The sequence below is a fragment of the Aeromonas intestinalis genome (genome assembly GCF_054052485.1).
This window is the reverse complement of record NZ_JBSTYK010000010.1, coordinates 46,167-64,366: the sequence shown is the minus strand read 5'-3', so window position 1 is coordinate 64,366 and position 18,200 is coordinate 46,167. Positions and strand designations below refer to the sequence as shown.

Sequence of the window (18,200 nt, the reverse complement as noted above, 5' to 3'; positions counted from 1 at the left end):
TTATCTGGCATCGCCATCAGTGGATAACGCTGCCATTTCATCACTTTACTGCGTCATCACACTGCCCTGCACAAACCAGCATAATGAAAAGCCTTTAATGGCCAGATTAGTCAGTAGTTGATGCTAACATAGGGCACTTCCGGCACATCCCAGTGCAGCTTGAGGAAGACGGTCAGCACAAAGAAGAAGTTCGCCAGCAGGTTGGCGAAGCGGTAGAGGATGGGATCGAAACGCACCCCGCTCTCCTCGAGGCGCACCAGCAACCGCACCACCTTCTTGCTGCCGCAGCGGCACAGGTGCAGGGTGGGGATGGGCTGGGGCCCCTGGGGCAGCACGAAGCCGGTCACCCGGCCGCGGCTCGCCTCGTTGTAGTGATCGTAACGTCCCTTCAGCCACACCAGATCCTCCTCGAAGATGCCGAGCCTGCCGCGCACCGAGCCGTTGAGGTTGTAGATGAGTCGCTGCAGAGTCGCCAGATCTGCCGCCATCTCGCGGGTCTCGGCCTCGGCAGGCAGCGCGGCGAGCACGGCTCCCACCTGGCAGCAGAGCTCGTCGGTGGCGATCTCGTAGTCGCACTGGAACTGGGTCTCGAAGATGAAGGGGTAGCAGAGCTCGCGCTTGTCTCTTGGCTTCTTGGGGTTCATGGCCGCATCTGTCTTGGGGAAAAGGGCAGTGTGCCAGCCCTGCCACTGCCGAGCAAACAGGACTGGCAAACCATCCACGCGGCCCCGGCTCGCGGGGCTGCGACCACGCCGTCTAGCCGGCCGCCATCTGCTGGCCGAGCAGGTGCGATGCCTCCAGCATCCGCTGGTTGAAGCCCATGAAACCGGCACCCAGGGCGGCATCGTTCTGGCCCCGCGCCGCCAGCACGACCGGGGTGAGCGCCTGCTGCTGGGAGGCGGGCAGCAGGGCATCGGCCTGCTGCTGCCACTGACTGAGCCTCGGCAGGTAGTCCGCCAGGGGCTTGAGGCTCTCCTGCAGCGAGTGGGCTCCCTGATAGGTCTGGCTCAGCCGGCTCGACTGCCTGAGCTTGAGGGAGTAGGCAGCGAGCTGGCTGTCATCCAGCGGCAAGCCGCTCAGCTTGTCTGCCAGGGTGGAGCCATCGCCGTTGAAGAAGTGGCTGGCCAGATCATCCAGCCCCTTCACCAGCTTGATGATGGCGTCGATCTCGCTGCCACCGAACTCCCCTTCCACCGACAGATCAACCCCCTGGCTCGACGCCAGGCTGAACTGGTTGCCCTCCTCCCCGTGGCGGGACTTGAACTGCCAGCTGTCGCTGAAGCGCAGGATCACCTTGTCCCCGTCGCGGGTCTCGATCTCGAGGGCCCCCTGTCGGCGGCTCGCCATCTCGGCATCCCCGAGCTCGGTGGGAGAGAGCTGGCCGAAGAACTCCTTCTCGAAGGACTCGAGCCCTTCCTGGATCAGCTTGTAACTCTGATCCATGCCGGTCTTGATGTCTTCGTTGTCCGCCCAGCTGCCGAGCTGCTCCCTGGCGCCGCCGAAGCCCATGTCGACCCCCTTGCGGGCCTGGGCCATCATCTCGGCCAGATCCTCGTCGCTCTTGCCGTCCGCCCGCGCCGCCCCCAACCGCCCGGTGACGAACTGCAACACGTTGTCCGCCACCGACTGGTAGTCGAACAGGGTCTCCGGGGTAATCTCCTCTACCGGTTCCAGCTTGAACTCCTGGCTCCTGGGCGCCTGATAATGCTGGCCGTTGATCGCCAGGGAGAACTGCAGCGCCTGCTGGATCAGCCGCTGCGCCCATTTCGGTGGCTGATTGAGGGAGACCTGATCCCCCTCCTGCGCCGGTTTCTGCGCGCTGGTCTGGACTGCCTTGGGGGAGGCACCCGCTCCCTTGGGTTGGGCCGCGCCCACGCCGTCAATTTGCATCTCTCTTCCTCCCGCCAATGGTGGTAGATCGGTTATCGGCCCGAGTGAACACTTCTTGACCATAAAAGTTTGGAGAATCTGCGCCGCCCTTTTACAATCTTGCCCCTTTGGTTGGCTGTTCGGCCTCCCCCGGTTTTTACCCGGCTCAGCCCGGCGCATGCGAGGTATCCATGACTCAATCCCAGCGAACTCCTGCTGACTACCAGGCCCAGCTCGACGAGAAGAACTCTCGGCTCACCGAGCTGTTCGCCGGCTTCAACCCGCCGGCCCTGGAAGTGCATGCCTCCCCCGCCGAGCACTACCGGATGCGCGCCGAGTTTCGCATCTGGCACGAGGGGGATGATCTCTTCCACTGCATGTATGCCCCGGCCACCAAGGAGATCATCCGGGTCGATCAGTTCCCCACCGCCAGCCTGCTCATCAATCGCCTGATGCCGGTGCTGGTCGAGGGGCTGCGCCCGCACCCGGTGCTGCGCCGCAAACTGTTCCAGATTGACTACCTCTCCACCCAGTCCGGCCAGCTCTGCGTGAGCCTGCTCTATCACCGCAAGCTGGAAGCCGAGTGGCAGCAGGCCGCCGAGGCCCTGCAGGCTGATCTGCGTGCCCAGGGCTTCGATCTGCAACTGATTGGCCGCGCCCACAAGCAGAAGATCTGTCTGGGGGAGGAGTTCGTCATCGAGCGACTCAACGTGCAAGGGCGCGAGCTCATCTACAAGCAGGTGGAGAACAGCTTCACCCAGCCCAACGCTGCCATCAACGAACAGATGCTGGGCTGGGCGCTGGACGTGACCAAGGGGAGCGAGGGAGATCTTCTCGAGCTCTACTGCGGCAACGGCAACTTCTCCATCGCCCTGGCCCAGAATTTCCGCAAGGTGCTGGCTACCGAGATCGCCAAGCCGAGCGTGGACTCCGCCCAGTACAACATCGCCGCCAACGGGGTGGACAACCTCATCATACTGCGCATGTCCGCCGAGGAGTTCACCATGGCGATGCGCGGCGAGCGAGAGTTCAATCGCCTCAAGGGCGTCGACTTGCAGAGCTACCAATGCAACACCATCTTCGTGGATCCGCCCCGCGCGGGCCTCGACGATGCCACCGTCAAGCTGGTGCAGGAGTACGACAACATCCTCTACATCTCCTGCGACCCACAGACCCTGCAGGCCAACATGGCACTGCTCGGCGAGACCCACGAGATAGCCCGCTTCGCCCTGTTCGACCAGTTCCCCTGGACCCACCACATGGAAGCCGGGGTCTATCTGAAACGCAAGGCGAGCTAAACCGAACAATATTCAAAGCAGCATGACGACGGGGCCCAGGGCCCCGTCTGATTATTTATCGCTGTGCAGGTCGTGGCGGGAGCCGTTATGCTGGCGGGACGCGCATTCGCGCCATTGCCGGGGTGCCATGTCACCATGCCACGCGTTCTCTTTGTTGAAGATGATCCCGAGATTGGCCAGCTCATCAGCAGCTGGCTCGGCCGCCACGATATCGAGGTCCTGCTGGAGACCCGGGGGGACAAAGCCCTGGCCCGGGTCGAGGCCGAGCAGCCGGATCTGGTGCTGCTGGACATCATGCTGCCGGGTCAGGATGGCCTCTCCCTGTGCCGGGATCTGCGCCCGCGCTTTGCCGGCCCCATCGTCATGCTCACCTCCCTCGACAGCGACATGAACCAGATCCTGAGTCTGGAGCTCGGTGCCAACGACTACATCCTCAAGACCACGCCGCCCTCCGTGCTGCTGGCCCGGCTGCGGGTCCAGTTCCGCCAGCAGGGTCAGGCGTCGCAGGCGGCCCCGGCCAGCCCGCCGCCCCAGCGTCTGCAGTTCGGCCGTCTGCAGATAGACGGCCCGGCGCGAGACGTGCGCCTCGATGGCAGCAGCATTCCCCTCTCCACCGCAGACTTCGATCTCTTGTGGGAGCTCGCCTGCCACGCCGGTCACATCCAGGGGCGGGAGGCGCTGTTTCGCAGCCTGCGGGGACGGGACTACGACGGCCAGGATCGCAGCATGGACGTGGCCATCTCCCGCCTGCGCCGCAAGCTGGGCGATGATCCCAACAACCCGAGCCGGATCAAGACGGTACGCCAGAAAGGCTACCTGCTGGTACCCCAGGCCTGGGAATGAATCCCCATTCGCCCGCCTGCGCACCCGCATCCCGGGCGATGTTCCCCGACCACCCCGGCAGACTCATGGCGGTGCGCCAGGAAGGCTGCCTGCCGGTCTCCCTGGCCTGGGAATAGGGGCCTCATCATCTCGCAAGGAGGGCCACCGTGCGCCGCCTGTTTATCCAGTTCTACCTGCTGCTCATCGGCTGCTTCGGTCTCGCCATCCTGCTGATCGGCCTGGTCTATCAGGTCAGCGCCGAACGGGCGGGGGATCGCTATCTCGAACACATGATGCAAGGCTCCCTCGGCCTGCTCACCGGCGAGCTGGCGCGCCTGCCACCGGAGCACTGGCCCGCCCGCATGGGGGAGCAGAGCCGTCAACTCAACCTGCCGCTGCAGATCGGCGCCCTCAGCAGCCAGCCCCTCGCCCGGGAGGACAGGGCCTTCCTCGCGGCGGGCAACATCGTCATCGTCGAGGAGGATGACACCTTCCTGCAGCGCATCCCGGATACGGATCAGGTGCTGATCGTCGGCCCCGTCCCCTACCTCTCCTACCTGCACGAGTTGCACTGGGTGGATGTGGGGCTGCTGCTGCTCATCGGTCTTTCCCTCGGCCTGCCCATACTGCTCTGGCTCCGGCCCCACTGGCGCGGCCTGCAACAACTCGAACAGACCGCCCGCCGCGTCGGGGACGGGGATCTCTCCAGCCGCACCGGCCTGCCCCCCGGCAGCAGCCTGGCCCGGGTCGGCCGCACCTTCGATTTGATGGCCGAGCAGTTGCAGGCCATGCTGGCCAGCCGAAAACAGCTGACCGACGCCATAGCCCACGAGCTGCGCACCCCCCTCGTCAGGTTGCGCTACCGGCTCGCCATGCTGGAGCCGCAACCCGCAGAGGCGGACAGACAGGGGATTGAGCGCGATCTCGGCGCGCTGGATTCCCTCATCGAAGAGATGCTGACCTATGCCCGGCTCGATCGACCCGAGCTGCCGTTGCAGTGCAGCGACCTGGAGCTGGGGCGCTGGGCCGACGCGCACCTGAGCGATTGGCAGGCCCTGCAGCCACAGAAATCCCTCAGCTTCACGCCCCCCGGCGAGCCCCTGCCCTGGCGCGGGGATGCCCGGCTGCTGGCGCGGGCACTGGAGAATCTCATCGGCAACGCCCTGCGCCACGCGCAGCACAGGGTGACCCTGACCATGGCACGAGCGGGGGAGCACTATCTGCTGACGGTGAGCGACGACGGCCCCGGCATCGATCCGGCGCTGGCCCCCCAGATCTTCGAGCCCTTCGTGCGCCTCGACCAGAGCCGGGACCGGCGTACCGGCGGTGCCGGTCTCGGGCTCGCCATCGTGCGCAGCATCGCCCGCCACCACGGCGGCGAGGTGCAGTTGCTGCCTGGCGAAACGGGGGCCCGTTTCTGCCTGACCCTGCCCGTACATTTGGATACAAGCCGTCACCAGCCACTCACTGAAGCCGGGGCCGGATCCCCCTAGGATGAAGGTCATGGAGCTGAACTCCATAACATCAACCCGAATGAGGAACTGGAATATGAACAAGCTGATCCCCCTGAGCCTGGCCGCTGTCTTCGCCCTGACCTCCGGCTTCACCATGGCTGCCACCCCCACCAAGGGTGCCGCTCCCAAGGCTACCCAGACCAAGGTCGTGAAGAAACATCACAAGACCGCCAAGGCGCCGGCCGTCAAGGTCGCCCCCAAAACCAAGTAAGCGCGCTGAGATTTCACTGCCAAGGGGCCCGACAGGGCCCCTTTGTTTTTGCCCCTCGCCAGACAGACCAGTTGATCGTACATACGGATACAAGCCGTCACCCACTGCTCACTGAAGCCCATCGGCTTTCCCCCCAGAATGAAGTCATGGAGAAACGCTCCATGACTTCCACGAGGTAGTGAATATGAACAAGCTGATCCCCCTGAGCCTTGCCGCCGTCTTCGCCCTGACCTCCGGCCTCACCCTGGCCGCCACTCCGACCCAAGCCGCCGCCCCTCACGCCACCCAGACCAAGGTGGTGAAGAAACACCACCAGGCGGCCCACGCCAAGGTGGCGCCCAGCGCCAAGAAGGTCACCCCCAAGAGCGCCTGATCCGCGCCAGCCATGAAAAAGGGGCCCCATCACGGGGCCCCTTCTGTTTTCATCGGTTCATCGTCAAATACGGACTCAGCCTTGCATGTAGTCCGCCGGCAGGGCGATGCGGGCCACCCCGGATGTCACGGCAGCCAGCGCCACGGCGCGGGCCACCCGCGGCAGCAGACGGGCGTCCATCGGCTTGGGAATGACGTAATCCTTGCCAAAGCGCAGTTCACTCACCCCGGCGGCAGTCAACACCTCGGCGGGCACGGGTTCCTTGGCCAGGGCGCGGATGGCCTCCACCGCCGCCACCTTCATGGCATCGTTGATGCGGCTGGCGCGGGCGTCCAGGGCGCCGCGGAAGATGAAGGGGAAGCAGATGACGTTGTTGATCTGGTTCGGGTAGTCGGAGCGACCGGTGCCCATGATGAGATCGCCGCGCACGGCGTGGGCCAGGGCGGGCTTGATCTCGGGATCCGGGTTGGAACAGGCGAAGATCACCGGGTTGGGCGCCATCAGGGCCACCGCCTCGGCGGGCAGCACGTCGGGGCCGGATACGCCGACGAACACGTCCGCCCCTTCGATCACCTCCATCAGGGTACGCAACGGGGTGTCGTTGGCGAAGCGCTGCTTGTACTGGTTCAGATCGGTGCGCCCCGTGTGGATCACCCCCTGGCGGTCCAGCATGAAGATGTTCTGCGGCGCGGCGCCACAGGTGATCAGCAAGTCCATGCAGGCGGTGGCGGCGGCGCCGGCCCCCATGCAGACGATGCGGCTGGTGGCCAGCGTCTTGCCCTGTACTTCCAGGGCGTTGAGCAGGCCGGCGGCGGTGACGATGGCGGTGCCGTGCTGATCATCGTGGAACACGGGGATGTCGCAGCGTTCGATCAGCGCCTGCTCTATCTCGAAGCACTCCGGCGCCTTGATGTCTTCCAGGTTGATGCCGCCGAAGGTGTCGGCGATGGCGGCCACCGTGTCGATGAACTGGGCACTGGTCTCATGCTTCACCTCGATGTCGATGGCGTCGATGCCGGCGAAGCGCTTGAACAGCAGGGCCTTGCCCTCCATCACCGGCTTGGAGGCCAGCGGCCCCAGGTTGCCCAGCCCCAGAATCGCGGTGCCGTTGGAGATGACGGCCACCAGGTTGCCCTTGCCGGTATAGCGGTAGGCGTTGTCCGGATCCGCGGCTATCTCGCGCACCGGCTCGGCCACCCCAGGACTGTAGGCCAGCGCCAGATCGCGGGCGGTCTCGGCGGGCTTGGTGAGGGCGATGGCAATCTTGCCGGGAATGGGTTGGGCGTGATAATCGAGCGCTTGTTGACGCAGATCGGACATGGGGGACCCCGATACGGAAGTGAATTGAGTGGTGCGTGACTCGCCAGGGACGAGGGCTCGGGATCATAAAGAAAACCATCTGGCTTTCACAGCATAAACTATCGCCTTTCACTACTGACAAAGAGATTGGCAGCATGTCACACCACTCAACCATACCTATTTAGTTATAGATATGGTTTCAATCCATCACGGGTATGCCCGCCCGCACCTCCGCCTGGCGAGCGATCGCCTCCGTCATCCCCTGGAATATGAACAGATGGAACGGCAGCATGGCGAGCCAGTAGGCCAGCCCCCAGGCGCCCTGCGGATGCCAGTGGGCCGTGACCCTCAGCCGGGTCAGGCCGGACTCCAGCGGTTGTATGTTGAATTCGAGCCGCCCCACTCCGGGAGCCTTCATGTTGAACAAGAGATCCAGCCTGCGCCCCTCGTCCACCCCCAGGATCTGCCAGGAGTCCAGCATGTCCCCCTTCACGAACCGGGCCGGATTGGTGCGCCCCCGGGTCAGGGCCGGGCCGCCTATCAGGTGATCCATCCATTCGCGCACCGCCCAGAGCTCGTTCATGTAGAAGTAGCGCTGCTCCCCCCCGAGCTGCTGCAACACCTGCCACACCACCTCGGGGGTGGCGAGACACACCGCCTCCCCGCTCGCGGTGCGATCGTAGAAGCCGTATTCCGGGTGGCGCCAGCGCAGGCCGAGCGGCGTCTCCTCTCCCTGCTGCTCAGCCCCGAGCCGCTGCTCCAGCGCCAGGCTCTCGCTCAGCGCCTCGTCGAAACTGAGCAGATGCTGGGGCAGCAGGGCACGCAGCGGGCCGTCATCCGCCGGAATGTCGTGCTTGAGCCCCCCCACCAGCGCCTTGGCGATGGGTTGGGGCACCGAGGTCGCGAACTGCAACCACCAGGCCGACAGGCGCGGACTCAGGAAGGGGATGGGAACGATGGGGCAGCGCTTGCCGATGTGGACGGCAAACTTCTGCAACTGCTGCTGGTAGCTGAGCAGCTCGGGGCCGGCGGCGTTGAACACCTGACCATCCACCCCGTCGGCCTCCACCAGCCCCGCCAGGTAGTGCAGCAGGTTGGACAGCGCAATCGGCGGCGTGCGGGAGCGCACCCACCTGGGCGTCACCATCATGGGCAGGTTGAACACCAGATCCCGCATCACCTCGAAGGCCGCCGAGCCCGGGCCAATGATGATGCCGGCCCGCAGCTCCACCGTGGGCACCCCCGCCTCGCGAAACAGTTCACCACAGTGACGGCGGGAGTTGAGGTGACGGCTGTTGCAGGGCTCGGGCTGGATGGCACCGAGGTAGATGATGCGCTGCACCCCGGCGGCGCGGGCGGCGGCGGCGAAGTTCTTCACCCCCTGCTGCTCCAGCCGGTGAAAACCGGCTCCGGCCCCCATGGCATGCACCAGGTAGAAGACGGTATCGATCCCGGCCAGAGCGGGCAGCAGGGTGATGGGTTTGAGGCTGTCGGCGAGACGAAACTCCACCCCCTGTGGCAGGCGGCAGGGGCGCCGCGCCCCGGCGATCACCCGATAACCCAACCCCTGCAGGTGAGGCACCAGGTAGGAACCTATATAACCCGCCGCCCCCATCACCAGACAGTTTCTCATCGGTATTTTCCCTGTTTTATTCGAGCCAAGCATTAGAAACCCACTACCGGCAAACCGGGCACCAGGTAAGAATCCATACGGTAACCCGCAGCTCCCATCACCAGACAATCACGCATGTACACACCCCCTATTTCCCATTGACCACCCCTTCACGGCACACGGAGAAGGGAACGTCCACCATAGGGCAAAGCGGGGCAATACAGAACGCCGGGCAACAAAAAAGGCGCCCATTGGGCGCCTTTTTCAGAATGCTTTAGAAGTATGATTACTTCTTGGTGGTCATCGCACCGAAACGCTTGTTGAACTTGTCTACGCGGCCGCCGCTAGAAACTTCTTTCTGCTTGCCGGTATAGAACGGGTGGCACTCGGAGCACACGTCCAGGTTCAGATCTTTACCCAGGGTAGAGAAGGTGTTGATGACGTTACCGCAAGAGCACTTGGCGGTGATGGCTACGTAGTCAGGATGGATACCAGCTTTCATGGACAACCTCGATAATAGGCCGTGTCGCCATCCGATCTCTTGTCGGACACCACACGATTGTTGAACACAGTTTCAAAGGCTGCGAATAATATAGGAAATGCCTGAGTTCAGGCAAGTGGCTTCGCAGAAAAAATAGGCAATCTCTGGTGAATTCTTCCCAAACCCTGGATCTGGTTCGTGTCGCTGTGCCGGTGCCCTTGCGCCGTCATTTCGACTATCTCTCCCCCCTGCCCTTGCCTGCCCCCGGTTGCCGGGTCGAGATCCCCTTCGGCCCCCAGACCCTGGTCGGCCTGGTGGTGGCCCACCCCACCGAGAGCCAGGTGCCGCGCAACAAGTTGAAACCCTTGAAGAGGGTGCTGGATGCCGAGCCCGTGCTCGGCCCGGACATACTGGCGCTGATGGCCTGGAGTGCGAATTACTACCAGCATCCGCTGGGGGAAGTGCTGCCCCACGCCCTGCCGGTGCTGGTGCGCAAGGGGGAGCCCGCCGCCTATCGGGAGCTGGAGTTCTGGTTTGCCACCGAGGCGGGCACGGCGCTCGATCTCAACGAACTCAAACGCGCCGCCAAACAGCAGCAGGCCCTCGCCTTCCTGCGCAAGGGGCCCCAGACCCCCTCCGCCCTCAAGCTGGAAGATATTTCGAGCGCGACCCTCACCGCCCTGGAGAAGAAAGGCTTGCTGGAGAAGCGCAGCCTGGAGCCGAGCGTGCAGGGGGGCTGGGCGACCTGTTTCGATGCGGGAGAGGGTTTGCGCCTCAACGGCGAGCAAGCGCTGGCGGTGGCCGCCGTCACCAGCCAGAGCGACAAGTTTGGCGCCTTCCTGCTGGACGGCATCACGGGTTCGGGCAAGACAGAGGTCTACTTGAGCATCCTCGAGCCCCTGCTCAAGGCGGGCAAGCAGGCCCTGGTGATGGTGCCGGAAATCGGCCTCACCCCCCAGACCATCAACCGCTTCCGGCGCCGCTTCCAGGTGCCGGTGGTGGCCATGAACTCCGCCATGAACGACAGGGAGCGGCTCGATGCCTGGCTCGCCTGCCGCGATGGTGGCGCCGCCATCCTCATCGGCACCCGCTCCGCCGTGTTCACCCCGTTCAAGGATCTCGGCATCATCATCATCGACGAGGAGCACGACGGCTCCTTCAAGCAGCAGGACGGCTTCCGCTACCACGCCCGGGATCTCGCAGTGATGCGGGCCCATCGTGCCGGCATCCCCATATTGCTGGGCTCGGCCACCCCCTCCCTGGAGACCCTGCACAACGCCCGCAGCGGCAAGTATCACCACCTGCACCTGACGCGGCGTGCCGGCAACGCCCAGACCGCCCGCCAGGTGATTCTGGACATCAAGAACGTGCGGCTGCAGGCCGGTCTCTCCCCCCAGCTGGAACAGCTGATGGTGGAACATCTGGCCGCTGGCAATCAGGTGATGCTGTTTCTCAACCGGCGCGGCTATGCACCGGCCCTCATCTGCCATCAGTGCGGCTGGAGCGCCGCCTGCGAGCGCTGCGACGCCTGGTACACCTGGCATCAGGCCGGACGACGGCTGCACTGCCACCACTGCGACAGCGTGCGGCCCCTGCCCCACCACTGCCCGGAGTGCGGCAGCAGCGAACTGATCGGCTCCGGCGTGGGCACGGAGCAGCTGGAACAACTGCTGACCACCGTTTTCCCGCAATATCCTGTGGTTAGAATCGATCGGGACAACACCCGCCGCAAGGGGGAGCTGGAGACCCATCTCGGTGATATCAAGGCAGGCAAGTACAAGATCCTCATCGGCACCCAGATGCTGGCCAAGGGACACCACTTCCCGGATGTGACCCTGGTGGGGCTGCTGGATGTGGATGGCGCCCTGTTTTCCGCCGATTTTCGCGCCGCCGAGAAGCTGGCCCAGCTCTACACCCAGGTGGCGGGTCGCGCCGGGCGCGCCAGCAAGCCGGGTCTGGTGGTGCTGCAGAGCCACCACCCGGAGCACGCCCTGCTGCAGGATCTGACCCAGAACGGCTATGGCCACTTCGCCGACACGGCGCTCAAGGAGCGTCGCCTGCTGGGGCTGCCCCCCTTCAGTTATCAGGGGCTGTTCCGGGCCGAGGCCAATGGCCGCGACGAGGTGCAGCTGTTCCTCGGCCGCCTCGCCGACACCCTGCGCAGTGCCCGCTATCCCCAGGTACAGGTGCTGGGGCCCATCAGCGGCTTTATGGAGCGCAAGGCGGGCAAGTTCCGCATGCAGTTGCTGGTGCAGGGGCCAAACCGGGCGCCACTCTCCCAACTGCTGGACTGGGCGGTCAAGGAGCTGGACGGCTGGCCCGAAACCAAAAAAGTGCGCTGGAGCCTGGATATCGACCCCACGGAGTTGAACTAGCCCGCGTCATCCAATATGAGCGGTGCCAACTGTTTGGCCTGCTCCAAGGCCAGCGGTTGCTGATAACTGTGAGCCATCACCACGGCCCCTTCCAACAGCAGACATAACCGGGTGGCCTGTGGCACCGAGCATCCCAGCGCATTTCTGATCCACTCCAGCAAGGCCTGCTTGTGTGCCATCACCAGCTTGCGAACAGGATGGCGTGGGTCGGCAAACTCGGCGCTCGCATTGATGAAATTGCAACCGTAGAAGTCGCTGCGGCCAAACCAGTCGGCAAAACCCTCGAACAGAGCCTGCAATCTGGCCTCTTGCCCCAATACACCAGCCAATCGGGTATCGAGCAACGTGAAGAACTCGATATCACGGGCCGTGAGCACAGCCTCAATCAAGGCATCCTTGGTGGGGAAGTGGCGATACAGGGTACGCTTGGTACTGCCCGCCTCTGCCCAGATGCGATCAATGCCGGTGGCATGAAAGCCGTGGCGATTGAACAGGCGGTAGGCCGTCGCCATCAGTTGCTCACGCTTCTCGCTCATGGTGAATTCCCTCTTGAAGTACACCGATCTGTCTACCTAATGTCGCAGGCTGGATCAAGTGATCCGGCACAGACAAGGAGATAGGAGATGGAACCAAGACGATGGAAAAGCGCCTGGCTGGCGGGGATCGGGGCCAGCCTGGCCATCATGCTGCTCAGCTGGTTAGACATGAGTTGGCAGCTGACCCTGCTGATGGCACCGTTTGGAGCAAGCTGCGTGCTACTCTTCTCCCTGCCGGACAGCCCCCTTGCGCGCCCGCAGAACGTGCTGGGAGGTCACCTGCTATCCGCCATCGTGGGCTTGGTGGTGCAACTGCTCCCTCTGCCGATGGAGTTAAAACTGGCGCTTGGTGTGGGTCTATCCATCGTGCTCATGCAGGGGCTGGGGCTGATCCACCCACCCGCCGGGGCCAATCCACTGCTGGTTCTACTCACCACCCAATCCTGGCCCTTCCTCTGGCAAACCGTTCTGCCCGGCGCCTTGTTGCTGATCATGGTGAGCCATGGTGCCAAGCGGTTGAAAACATGGCGGCCGAGGCCCGCATAAACAACGAGGGGGCCTTGGCCCCCTCGTTGTTTGATAGCCAGGAAAACATGGCCTATTCGGCGGCCTGGGAGACCCCGCTCAGCCGCACCTCGACCCGGCGATCCGGGGCCAGGCAGGCGATCATCTGCGCCTTGGCGCCGTCCGGGCAACTACCGCCGGTCACCGGGGAAGATTCGCCTCGCCCTTCTGCCCGTACCTTGTCGGCAAACAGTCCCTTGGCGATGAGATAATCCGCCACCGTGCGAGCGCGCTGCTCGGACAGAGACTGGTTGTAGGCGTCAGACCCCAGACGGTCGGTGTGACCGATGACGGTCGCCACCCCGTCTTTGGGATTGGCGGCCAGGATCTGGGCGAACAGGTTGTCCAGCGCCTGACTGGCAGCCGGTTTCAGGGTCGCCTTGTTGAACTCGAACAGCACGTCGGAATCCAGACTGAACTGCTTCTCCACCAGCACGGGAGCCGGGGCGGGTTCGGGGGCCGGGGTCGGCGCCACCGGTTCATCACCGACCTGGCCGAAGCGGTAGAGCATGCCGACCGACAGCAGGCCGTTGTCCATCTCGATACCGGACTCGTCGAGGGCGGTTTTGCCAAGCGGCGTGGTGTACTGATACTCGAGGCGGGCAGCCCAGTCCTTGTCGATGGCATACTCCACCCCGAGTGCGCCCACAAAGGCGGCGCCGTGGTATTTGTTGCCATCATGGGACTCGGAGAGATAGTTGGTGCCATCGCTGGCTCTGACGTTGAGAGAGCTCTCGGTCCAGGCGTAAGCCCCTCCCAGACGGCCATAGATATCCAGGGCTGAAGTCGCGGGCAGGATGATCCTCATGGTGGCTTGCACCATCTGGGCCTTGGCCTCTCCCTCCAACCCGAAATCAACGCCATTACCCGAGTAATGCTTGTCGACCTGGTACTTGCCGAGCCAGTCATAGCCGAGCTCGACGGCCAGGTTGCGATTGATCTGATAGCCCGCGAAGGCCCCCAGTCCCAGATCGTCGCTGTTCTCGTTGACCTTGGTCGCGTCAAACAGCTCTTCCACCTGAGCGTTGTAATCCACCCCATAGAAATTGGACCAGCCGGCCTTGCCGCCGACATACCAGGTGTTGTCCTGGGCGGCGGCCTGCACCGCCCCCGATGCCATCAGGCCGCCGATGAGGGCGGCGAGCATAGACTTGTTCATGATGAGCCCCTGCAATGAATTGTTATGGCGCTGGATGCGCCTCTCTTCCCTGACGGGGCCCTGAACGCAAGCCCCGTGCCCAGATTATCCCATCCGTGACCAGCCTCAAATGACCAGGGACTCAGGAGTGTGATGTTGGCGACATTATCGACAGACACAACCCCTTTCCCCGCACCGCCCATAAAAAAAGGAGGGCAAAGCCCTTCGTTTTCAGACGGTTGCCAGCAACCTAGTCTAGCTCGCCAGGCACAACCGTGTAGATGGGATCCTCGCTAATCTCCTGCCAGCCATCGCAGGCCTCGTGCAACGTGCCATAAAAAAACCGGAGAGCGAGGCTCTCCGGTCGTGGACCAAGGTCGGGCGTTCAGTCCCTCCGACTCTGGCTTGCCAGGAACAACCTGTAGGCGGGATCCTCGCTAATCTCCTGCCAACCATCGCAGGCCTAGTGCAACGCGCCATAAAAAAACCGGAGAGCGAGGCTCTCCGGTCGTGGACTAAGGTCGGGCGTTCAGTCCCTTCGACTCTGGCTTGCCAGGAACAACCGTGTAGATGGGATCCTCGCTGATCTCCTGCCAGCCATCGTAGGCCTCGTGCAATGCACCATAAAAAACCGGAGAGCGAGGCTCTCCGGTCGTGGACCAAGGCCGGGCGGTCAGTCCCTTCGACTCTGGCTTGCCAGGAACAACCTGTAGGCGGGATCCTCGCTCACCTCTTTCCAGCCGTAGCCCAGCTCGTGCAGGTAGTCGTGGAAGGCGGCCACGTCCTCGTCCGGCAGCTCGAAGGCACAGAGCACCCGGCCATAGTCGGCGCCGTGGTTGCGGTAGTGGAACAGACTGATGTTCCAGCGACAGCCGAGCGTCTCCAGGAAGCGCATCAGGGCCCCCGGCTGCTCCGGGAACTTGAAGCTGTAGAGCCGTTCGCCGAGGGGCCGGGCCGGGCGGCCGCCAATCATGTAGCGCACGTGATTCTTGGCCAGCTCGCTCTCGGTCATGTTGACCACGGGGTAACCGTTGCCACCGAGTTGATCGATGATCTGGCCGAGCTCCTCGTCACCACCGCTCAGGCGTACCGAGACGAACAGGGAGGCCTGCTCGGCATCGGCGTAGCGGTAGTTGAACTCGGTCACCATGCGCGGCCCGAGCTGGCGGCAGAAGTCGAGGAAGGCGCCCTTGCGCTCGGGGATGGTCACCGCCAGCATGCCCTCACGCTTCTCGCCTATCTCGCAGCGCTCCGACACGTAGCGCAGGCTGTGGAAGTTGACGTTGGCGCCGGACAAGATGGCCGCCATCCGGCCGCCCTTGATTTGTTCGCGCTCGCTGTAGGCTTTGAGGCCCGCGAGTGACAAGGCGCCCGACGGCTCGGCGATGGCACGGCAGTCGTCGAAGATGTCCTTGAGCGCGGCGCAGATCTGGTCGTTGGAAACGGTCACCACCTCATCCAGATACTGGTTGCACAGGCGGAAGGTCTCCTCACCGATGCGTTTGACCGCCACCCCGTCCGCAAACAGGGAGACCCGCTCCAGATTGACCGGCTCGCCGGCCGCCAGCGCCGCCTTGAGGCAGGCGGAGCCCTCCGCCTCCACCCCGATCACCTTCACGTCCGGCAGCAGCTGCTTGATGTAGACCGCCACCCCGGCAGCCAGACCACCGCCCCCCACCGGCACGAACACGTGAGTGAGATGGGTGTCCTGCTCCAGCAGCTCCTTGCCGATGGTGCCCTGGCCCGCGATCACCTCAACATCGTCAAAGGGCGGGATCAGGGTGTAGCCCTCGGTTTGGGCCAGACGGCGACTCTCGCCATAGGCCTCGTCGAAGCTGTTGCCAAACAACAGCACATTGCCACCCTGGCGGCGCACCGCATCGATCTTGATGTCCGGCGTGGTGGTGGGCATGACGATGATGGCCTTGATGCCGAGCTTGGCCGCCGACAGGGCGACCCCCTGGGCATGGTTGCCGGCAGAGGCCGCCACCACGCCGCGCGCCTTCTGCTCGGTGCTCAAGGTCGCGATCTTGTGATAGGCCCCCCGCAACTTGAAGGAGTGCACCGGCTGCAGATCCTCCCGCTTGAGGGAGACCTGATTGCCGAGCCGTTCGGACAACTTCTTGAGGGTTTGCAGCGGTGTCACTCGCGCCGCCTCATAGACGGGGGAGAGCAACACCTTGCGTAGATAATCCGCCGCAGAGACCATGACTCACTCCTCCAGCTTGCTGAGATCGCGCACCGCACCTTTGTCGGCACTGGTGGCCAGCATGGCATAGGCACGCAGGGCGTAGGAGACCTGACGCTGACGGTTGAGCGGCTTCCAGCCGCGGGCTTCCACGGCGGCGCGGCGGGTGGCCAGCACGCTGTCGGCCACTTCCAGCACCATGCTGCGAGCCGGGATGTCGATGTTGATGATGTCCCCATCCTCCACCAGCCCTATGGTGCCGCCGGACGCAGCCTCCGGGGAGACGTGACCGATGGAGAGCCCGGAGGTACCGCCGGAGAAGCGGCCGTCGGTGATGAGGGCACAGGCCTTGCCGAGCCCCATGGACTTGAGATAGGTGGTGGGGTAGAGCATCTCCTGCATGCCGGGACCGCCTTTCGGGCCCTCGTAGCGGATCACCACCACTTCACCGGCCTTGACCGTGCCGTCCAGAATGCCGGCGACCGCCGTGTCCTGGCTCTCGAACACCCGGGCCGGGCCGCGGAAGCAGAGGTTCTCTTCATCCACCCCTGCTGTCTTGACAATGGCACCGTTGATGGCGAGGTTGCCGGAGAGCACGGCCAAGCCCCCTTCCAGGCTGTAGGCGTTATCCAGGGAGCGGATGCAACCCTGCGCACGGTCCAGATCCAGCTCGGGCCAGCGGCAGTCCTGACTGAATGCCTTGGTGGTACGGATGCCCGCCGGACCGGCGCGATAGAAGTCGTGCACCGCCTTGTCGTCACAGCGGCTCACGTCGTATTGCGCCAGCAGCTCGACCAGCGAAGTGCCGAGCACGTTGCGGGTGTCCCCGTGCACCAGACCGGCCTTCTCCAGCTGGCCCAGGATGGCGACCACACCACCGGCGCGGTGCACGTCTTCCATGTGGTATTTCTGGGTGGAAGGAGCGACCTTACACAGCTGTGGCACCTTGCGGGACATGCGGTCGATGTCGGCCATGGTGAAGTCAACTCCCGCCTCCTGGGCCGCCGCCAGCAGGTGCAGCACGGTATTGGTGGAGCCGCCCATGGCGATGTCCAGCGCCATGGCGTTCTCGAAGGCCGCCTTGGTGGCGATGTTGCGCGGCAGGGCGCTCTCGTCATCCTGCTGGTAGTAGCGATTGGCCAGGGCCACGATGCGCTGACCGGCCAGCTTGAACAACTGTTCGCGATCCGCGTGGGTCGCCAGCATGGAGCCATTGCCCGGCTGGGAGAGGCCGAGCGCCTCGGTCAGGCAGTTCATGGAGTTGGCGGTGAACATGCCGGAGCAGGAGCCGCAGGTGGGGCAGGCGCTACGCTCGACCTGCTCGCTCTGGGCGTCGGAGACCTTGGGGTCGGCCCCCTGGATCATGGCATCCACCAGATCCAGCTTGATGATCTGATCGGAGAGCTTGGTCTTGCCCGCCTCCATGGGACCGCCGGAGACGAAGATCACCGGAATGTTGATGCGCAGGGCGGCCATCAGCATCCCCGGGGTGATTTTGTCGCAGTTGGAGATGCAGACCATGGCGTCGGCGCAGTGGGCGTTGACCATGTACTCCACGGAATCGGCGATGAGCTCCCGGGACGGCAGGGAATAGAGCATGCCGCCGTGGCCCATGGCGATGCCGTCATCCACGGCGATGGTGTTGAATTCCTTGGCGACCCCGCCGGCGGCCTCAATTTCGCGGGCGACCAGCTGGCCCAGATCCTTGAGGTGGACGTGACCGGGTACGAACTGGGTGAAGGAGTTGACCACGGCGATGATGGGCTTGCCGAAATCCTGATCGGTCATTCCGGTGGCACGCCACAGGGCGCGGGCCCCGGCCATGTTACGTCCGTGGGTGGTGGTGGCGGATCTCAACTTCGGCATTGTCTCTACTCCCTGAATGCCCATGGGGCTCATTATCTTTGAAACATGAATGTG

General features: G+C 64.0%; 16 protein-coding genes. 7 read left to right on the top strand and 9 right to left on the bottom strand.

What is annotated here, in order from left to right; genetic code table 11:
* Positions 1–110 precede the first annotated feature (110 nt).
* Positions 111–644 (bottom strand): ATP--cob(I)alamin adenosyltransferase, encoded by a 534-nt coding sequence (locus tag ACW5W7_RS14005; RefSeq protein ID WP_434664701.1) that lies wholly within the window; start codon positions 642–644, stop codon positions 111–113.
* Positions 645–756: 112 nt separating this feature from the next.
* Positions 757–1,890 carry a DUF5610 domain-containing protein gene (locus tag ACW5W7_RS14000; protein ID WP_349920262.1) on the bottom strand — a complete coding sequence of 378 codons (1,134 nt, stop codon included), beginning with the start codon at positions 1,888–1,890 and terminating at the stop codon, positions 757–759.
* Positions 1,891–2,060: 170 nt separating this feature from the next.
* Here ACW5W7_RS14000 and trmA point away from each other — a divergent pair, with 170 nt between their 5' ends.
* The 5 genes from trmA to ACW5W7_RS13975 all read left to right on the top strand — a co-directional run bounded on the left by trmA (position 2,061) and on the right by ACW5W7_RS13975 (position 6,087).
* Complete coding sequence (gene trmA / locus ACW5W7_RS13995) at positions 2,061–3,167, top strand: tRNA (uridine(54)-C5)-methyltransferase TrmA (RefSeq protein ID WP_456502116.1); 1,107 nt, start codon at positions 2,061–2,063, stop codon at positions 3,165–3,167.
* 135 nt (positions 3,168–3,302) lie between these two features.
* A complete protein-coding gene (rstA, locus tag ACW5W7_RS13990; RefSeq protein WP_349920264.1) occupies positions 3,303–4,010 on the top strand; it encodes a two-component system response regulator RstA in 708 nt (235 codons plus the stop codon).
* A 146-nt stretch (positions 4,011–4,156) separates the two neighbouring features.
* The gene (gene rstB / locus ACW5W7_RS13985; protein ID WP_456502115.1) at positions 4,157–5,482 is read left to right on the top strand and encodes a two-component system sensor histidine kinase RstB; all 1,326 of its coding nucleotides are present in this window, start codon (positions 4,157–4,159) and stop codon (positions 5,480–5,482) included.
* Between the two features lie 55 nt (positions 5,483–5,537).
* The gene (locus ACW5W7_RS13980; RefSeq protein WP_349920267.1) at positions 5,538–5,714 is read left to right on the top strand and encodes a hypothetical protein; all 177 of its coding nucleotides are present in this window, start codon (positions 5,538–5,540) and stop codon (positions 5,712–5,714) included.
* Between the two features lie 184 nt (positions 5,715–5,898).
* Positions 5,899–6,087 carry a hypothetical protein gene (locus ACW5W7_RS13975; protein ID WP_456502114.1) on the top strand — a complete coding sequence of 63 codons (189 nt, stop codon included), beginning with the start codon at positions 5,899–5,901 and terminating at the stop codon, positions 6,085–6,087.
* Positions 6,088–6,162: 75 nt separating this feature from the next.
* Here ACW5W7_RS13975 and ACW5W7_RS13970 read toward each other — a convergent pair whose 3' ends face one another.
* The 3 genes from ACW5W7_RS13970 to rpmE form a co-directional block, all read right to left on the bottom strand.
* Complete coding sequence (locus tag ACW5W7_RS13970) at positions 6,163–7,407, bottom strand: malic enzyme-like NAD(P)-binding protein (RefSeq protein WP_456502113.1); 1,245 nt, start codon at positions 7,405–7,407, stop codon at positions 6,163–6,165.
* 178 nt (positions 7,408–7,585) lie between these two features.
* On the bottom strand, positions 7,586–9,019 hold the full coding sequence (locus ACW5W7_RS13965) for a DUF2867 domain-containing protein (protein WP_456502112.1): 1,434 nt from the start codon (positions 9,017–9,019) through the stop codon (positions 7,586–7,588).
* Positions 9,020–9,284: 265 nt separating this feature from the next.
* Positions 9,285–9,500: a 50S ribosomal protein L31 gene (gene rpmE, locus ACW5W7_RS13960; protein ID WP_016352348.1), complete on the bottom strand. Its 216-nt coding sequence runs from the start codon at positions 9,498–9,500 to the stop codon at positions 9,285–9,287.
* A gap of 146 nt (positions 9,501–9,646) precedes the next feature.
* Here rpmE and priA point away from each other — a divergent pair, with 146 nt between their 5' ends.
* Positions 9,647–11,854, top strand: a complete 2,208-nt coding sequence (priA, locus tag ACW5W7_RS13955; RefSeq protein WP_456502111.1) for a primosomal protein N' — start codon at positions 9,647–9,649, stop codon at positions 11,852–11,854.
* On the opposite strand, the gene ACW5W7_RS13950 is transcribed toward priA, so the two are convergent.
* Complete coding sequence (locus ACW5W7_RS13950) at positions 11,851–12,390, bottom strand: TetR/AcrR family transcriptional regulator (RefSeq protein ID WP_456502110.1); 540 nt, start codon at positions 12,388–12,390, stop codon at positions 11,851–11,853. The genes priA and ACW5W7_RS13950 overlap by 4 nt on opposite strands.
* 87 nt (positions 12,391–12,477) lie before the next feature.
* Here ACW5W7_RS13950 and ACW5W7_RS13945 point away from each other — a divergent pair, with 87 nt between their 5' ends.
* Positions 12,478–12,936: an HPP family protein gene (locus ACW5W7_RS13945; RefSeq protein ID WP_456502109.1), complete on the top strand. Its 459-nt coding sequence runs from the start codon at positions 12,478–12,480 to the stop codon at positions 12,934–12,936.
* 52 nt (positions 12,937–12,988) lie between these two features.
* Here ACW5W7_RS13945 and ompA read toward each other — a convergent pair whose 3' ends face one another.
* The 3 genes from ompA to ilvD form a co-directional block, all read right to left on the bottom strand.
* Positions 12,989–14,113, bottom strand: a complete 1,125-nt coding sequence (gene ompA, locus ACW5W7_RS13940) for a porin OmpA (RefSeq protein ID WP_456502108.1) — start codon at positions 14,111–14,113, stop codon at positions 12,989–12,991.
* 652 nt (positions 14,114–14,765) lie between these two features.
* Positions 14,766–16,301: a threonine ammonia-lyase, biosynthetic gene (gene ilvA, locus ACW5W7_RS13935; RefSeq protein WP_456502107.1), complete on the bottom strand. Its 1,536-nt coding sequence runs from the start codon at positions 16,299–16,301 to the stop codon at positions 14,766–14,768.
* A 3-nt stretch (positions 16,302–16,304) separates the two neighbouring features.
* The gene (gene ilvD, locus ACW5W7_RS13930) at positions 16,305–18,146 is read right to left on the bottom strand and encodes a dihydroxy-acid dehydratase (protein WP_456502106.1); all 1,842 of its coding nucleotides are present in this window, start codon (positions 18,144–18,146) and stop codon (positions 16,305–16,307) included.
* Positions 18,147–18,200 lie beyond the last annotated feature (54 nt).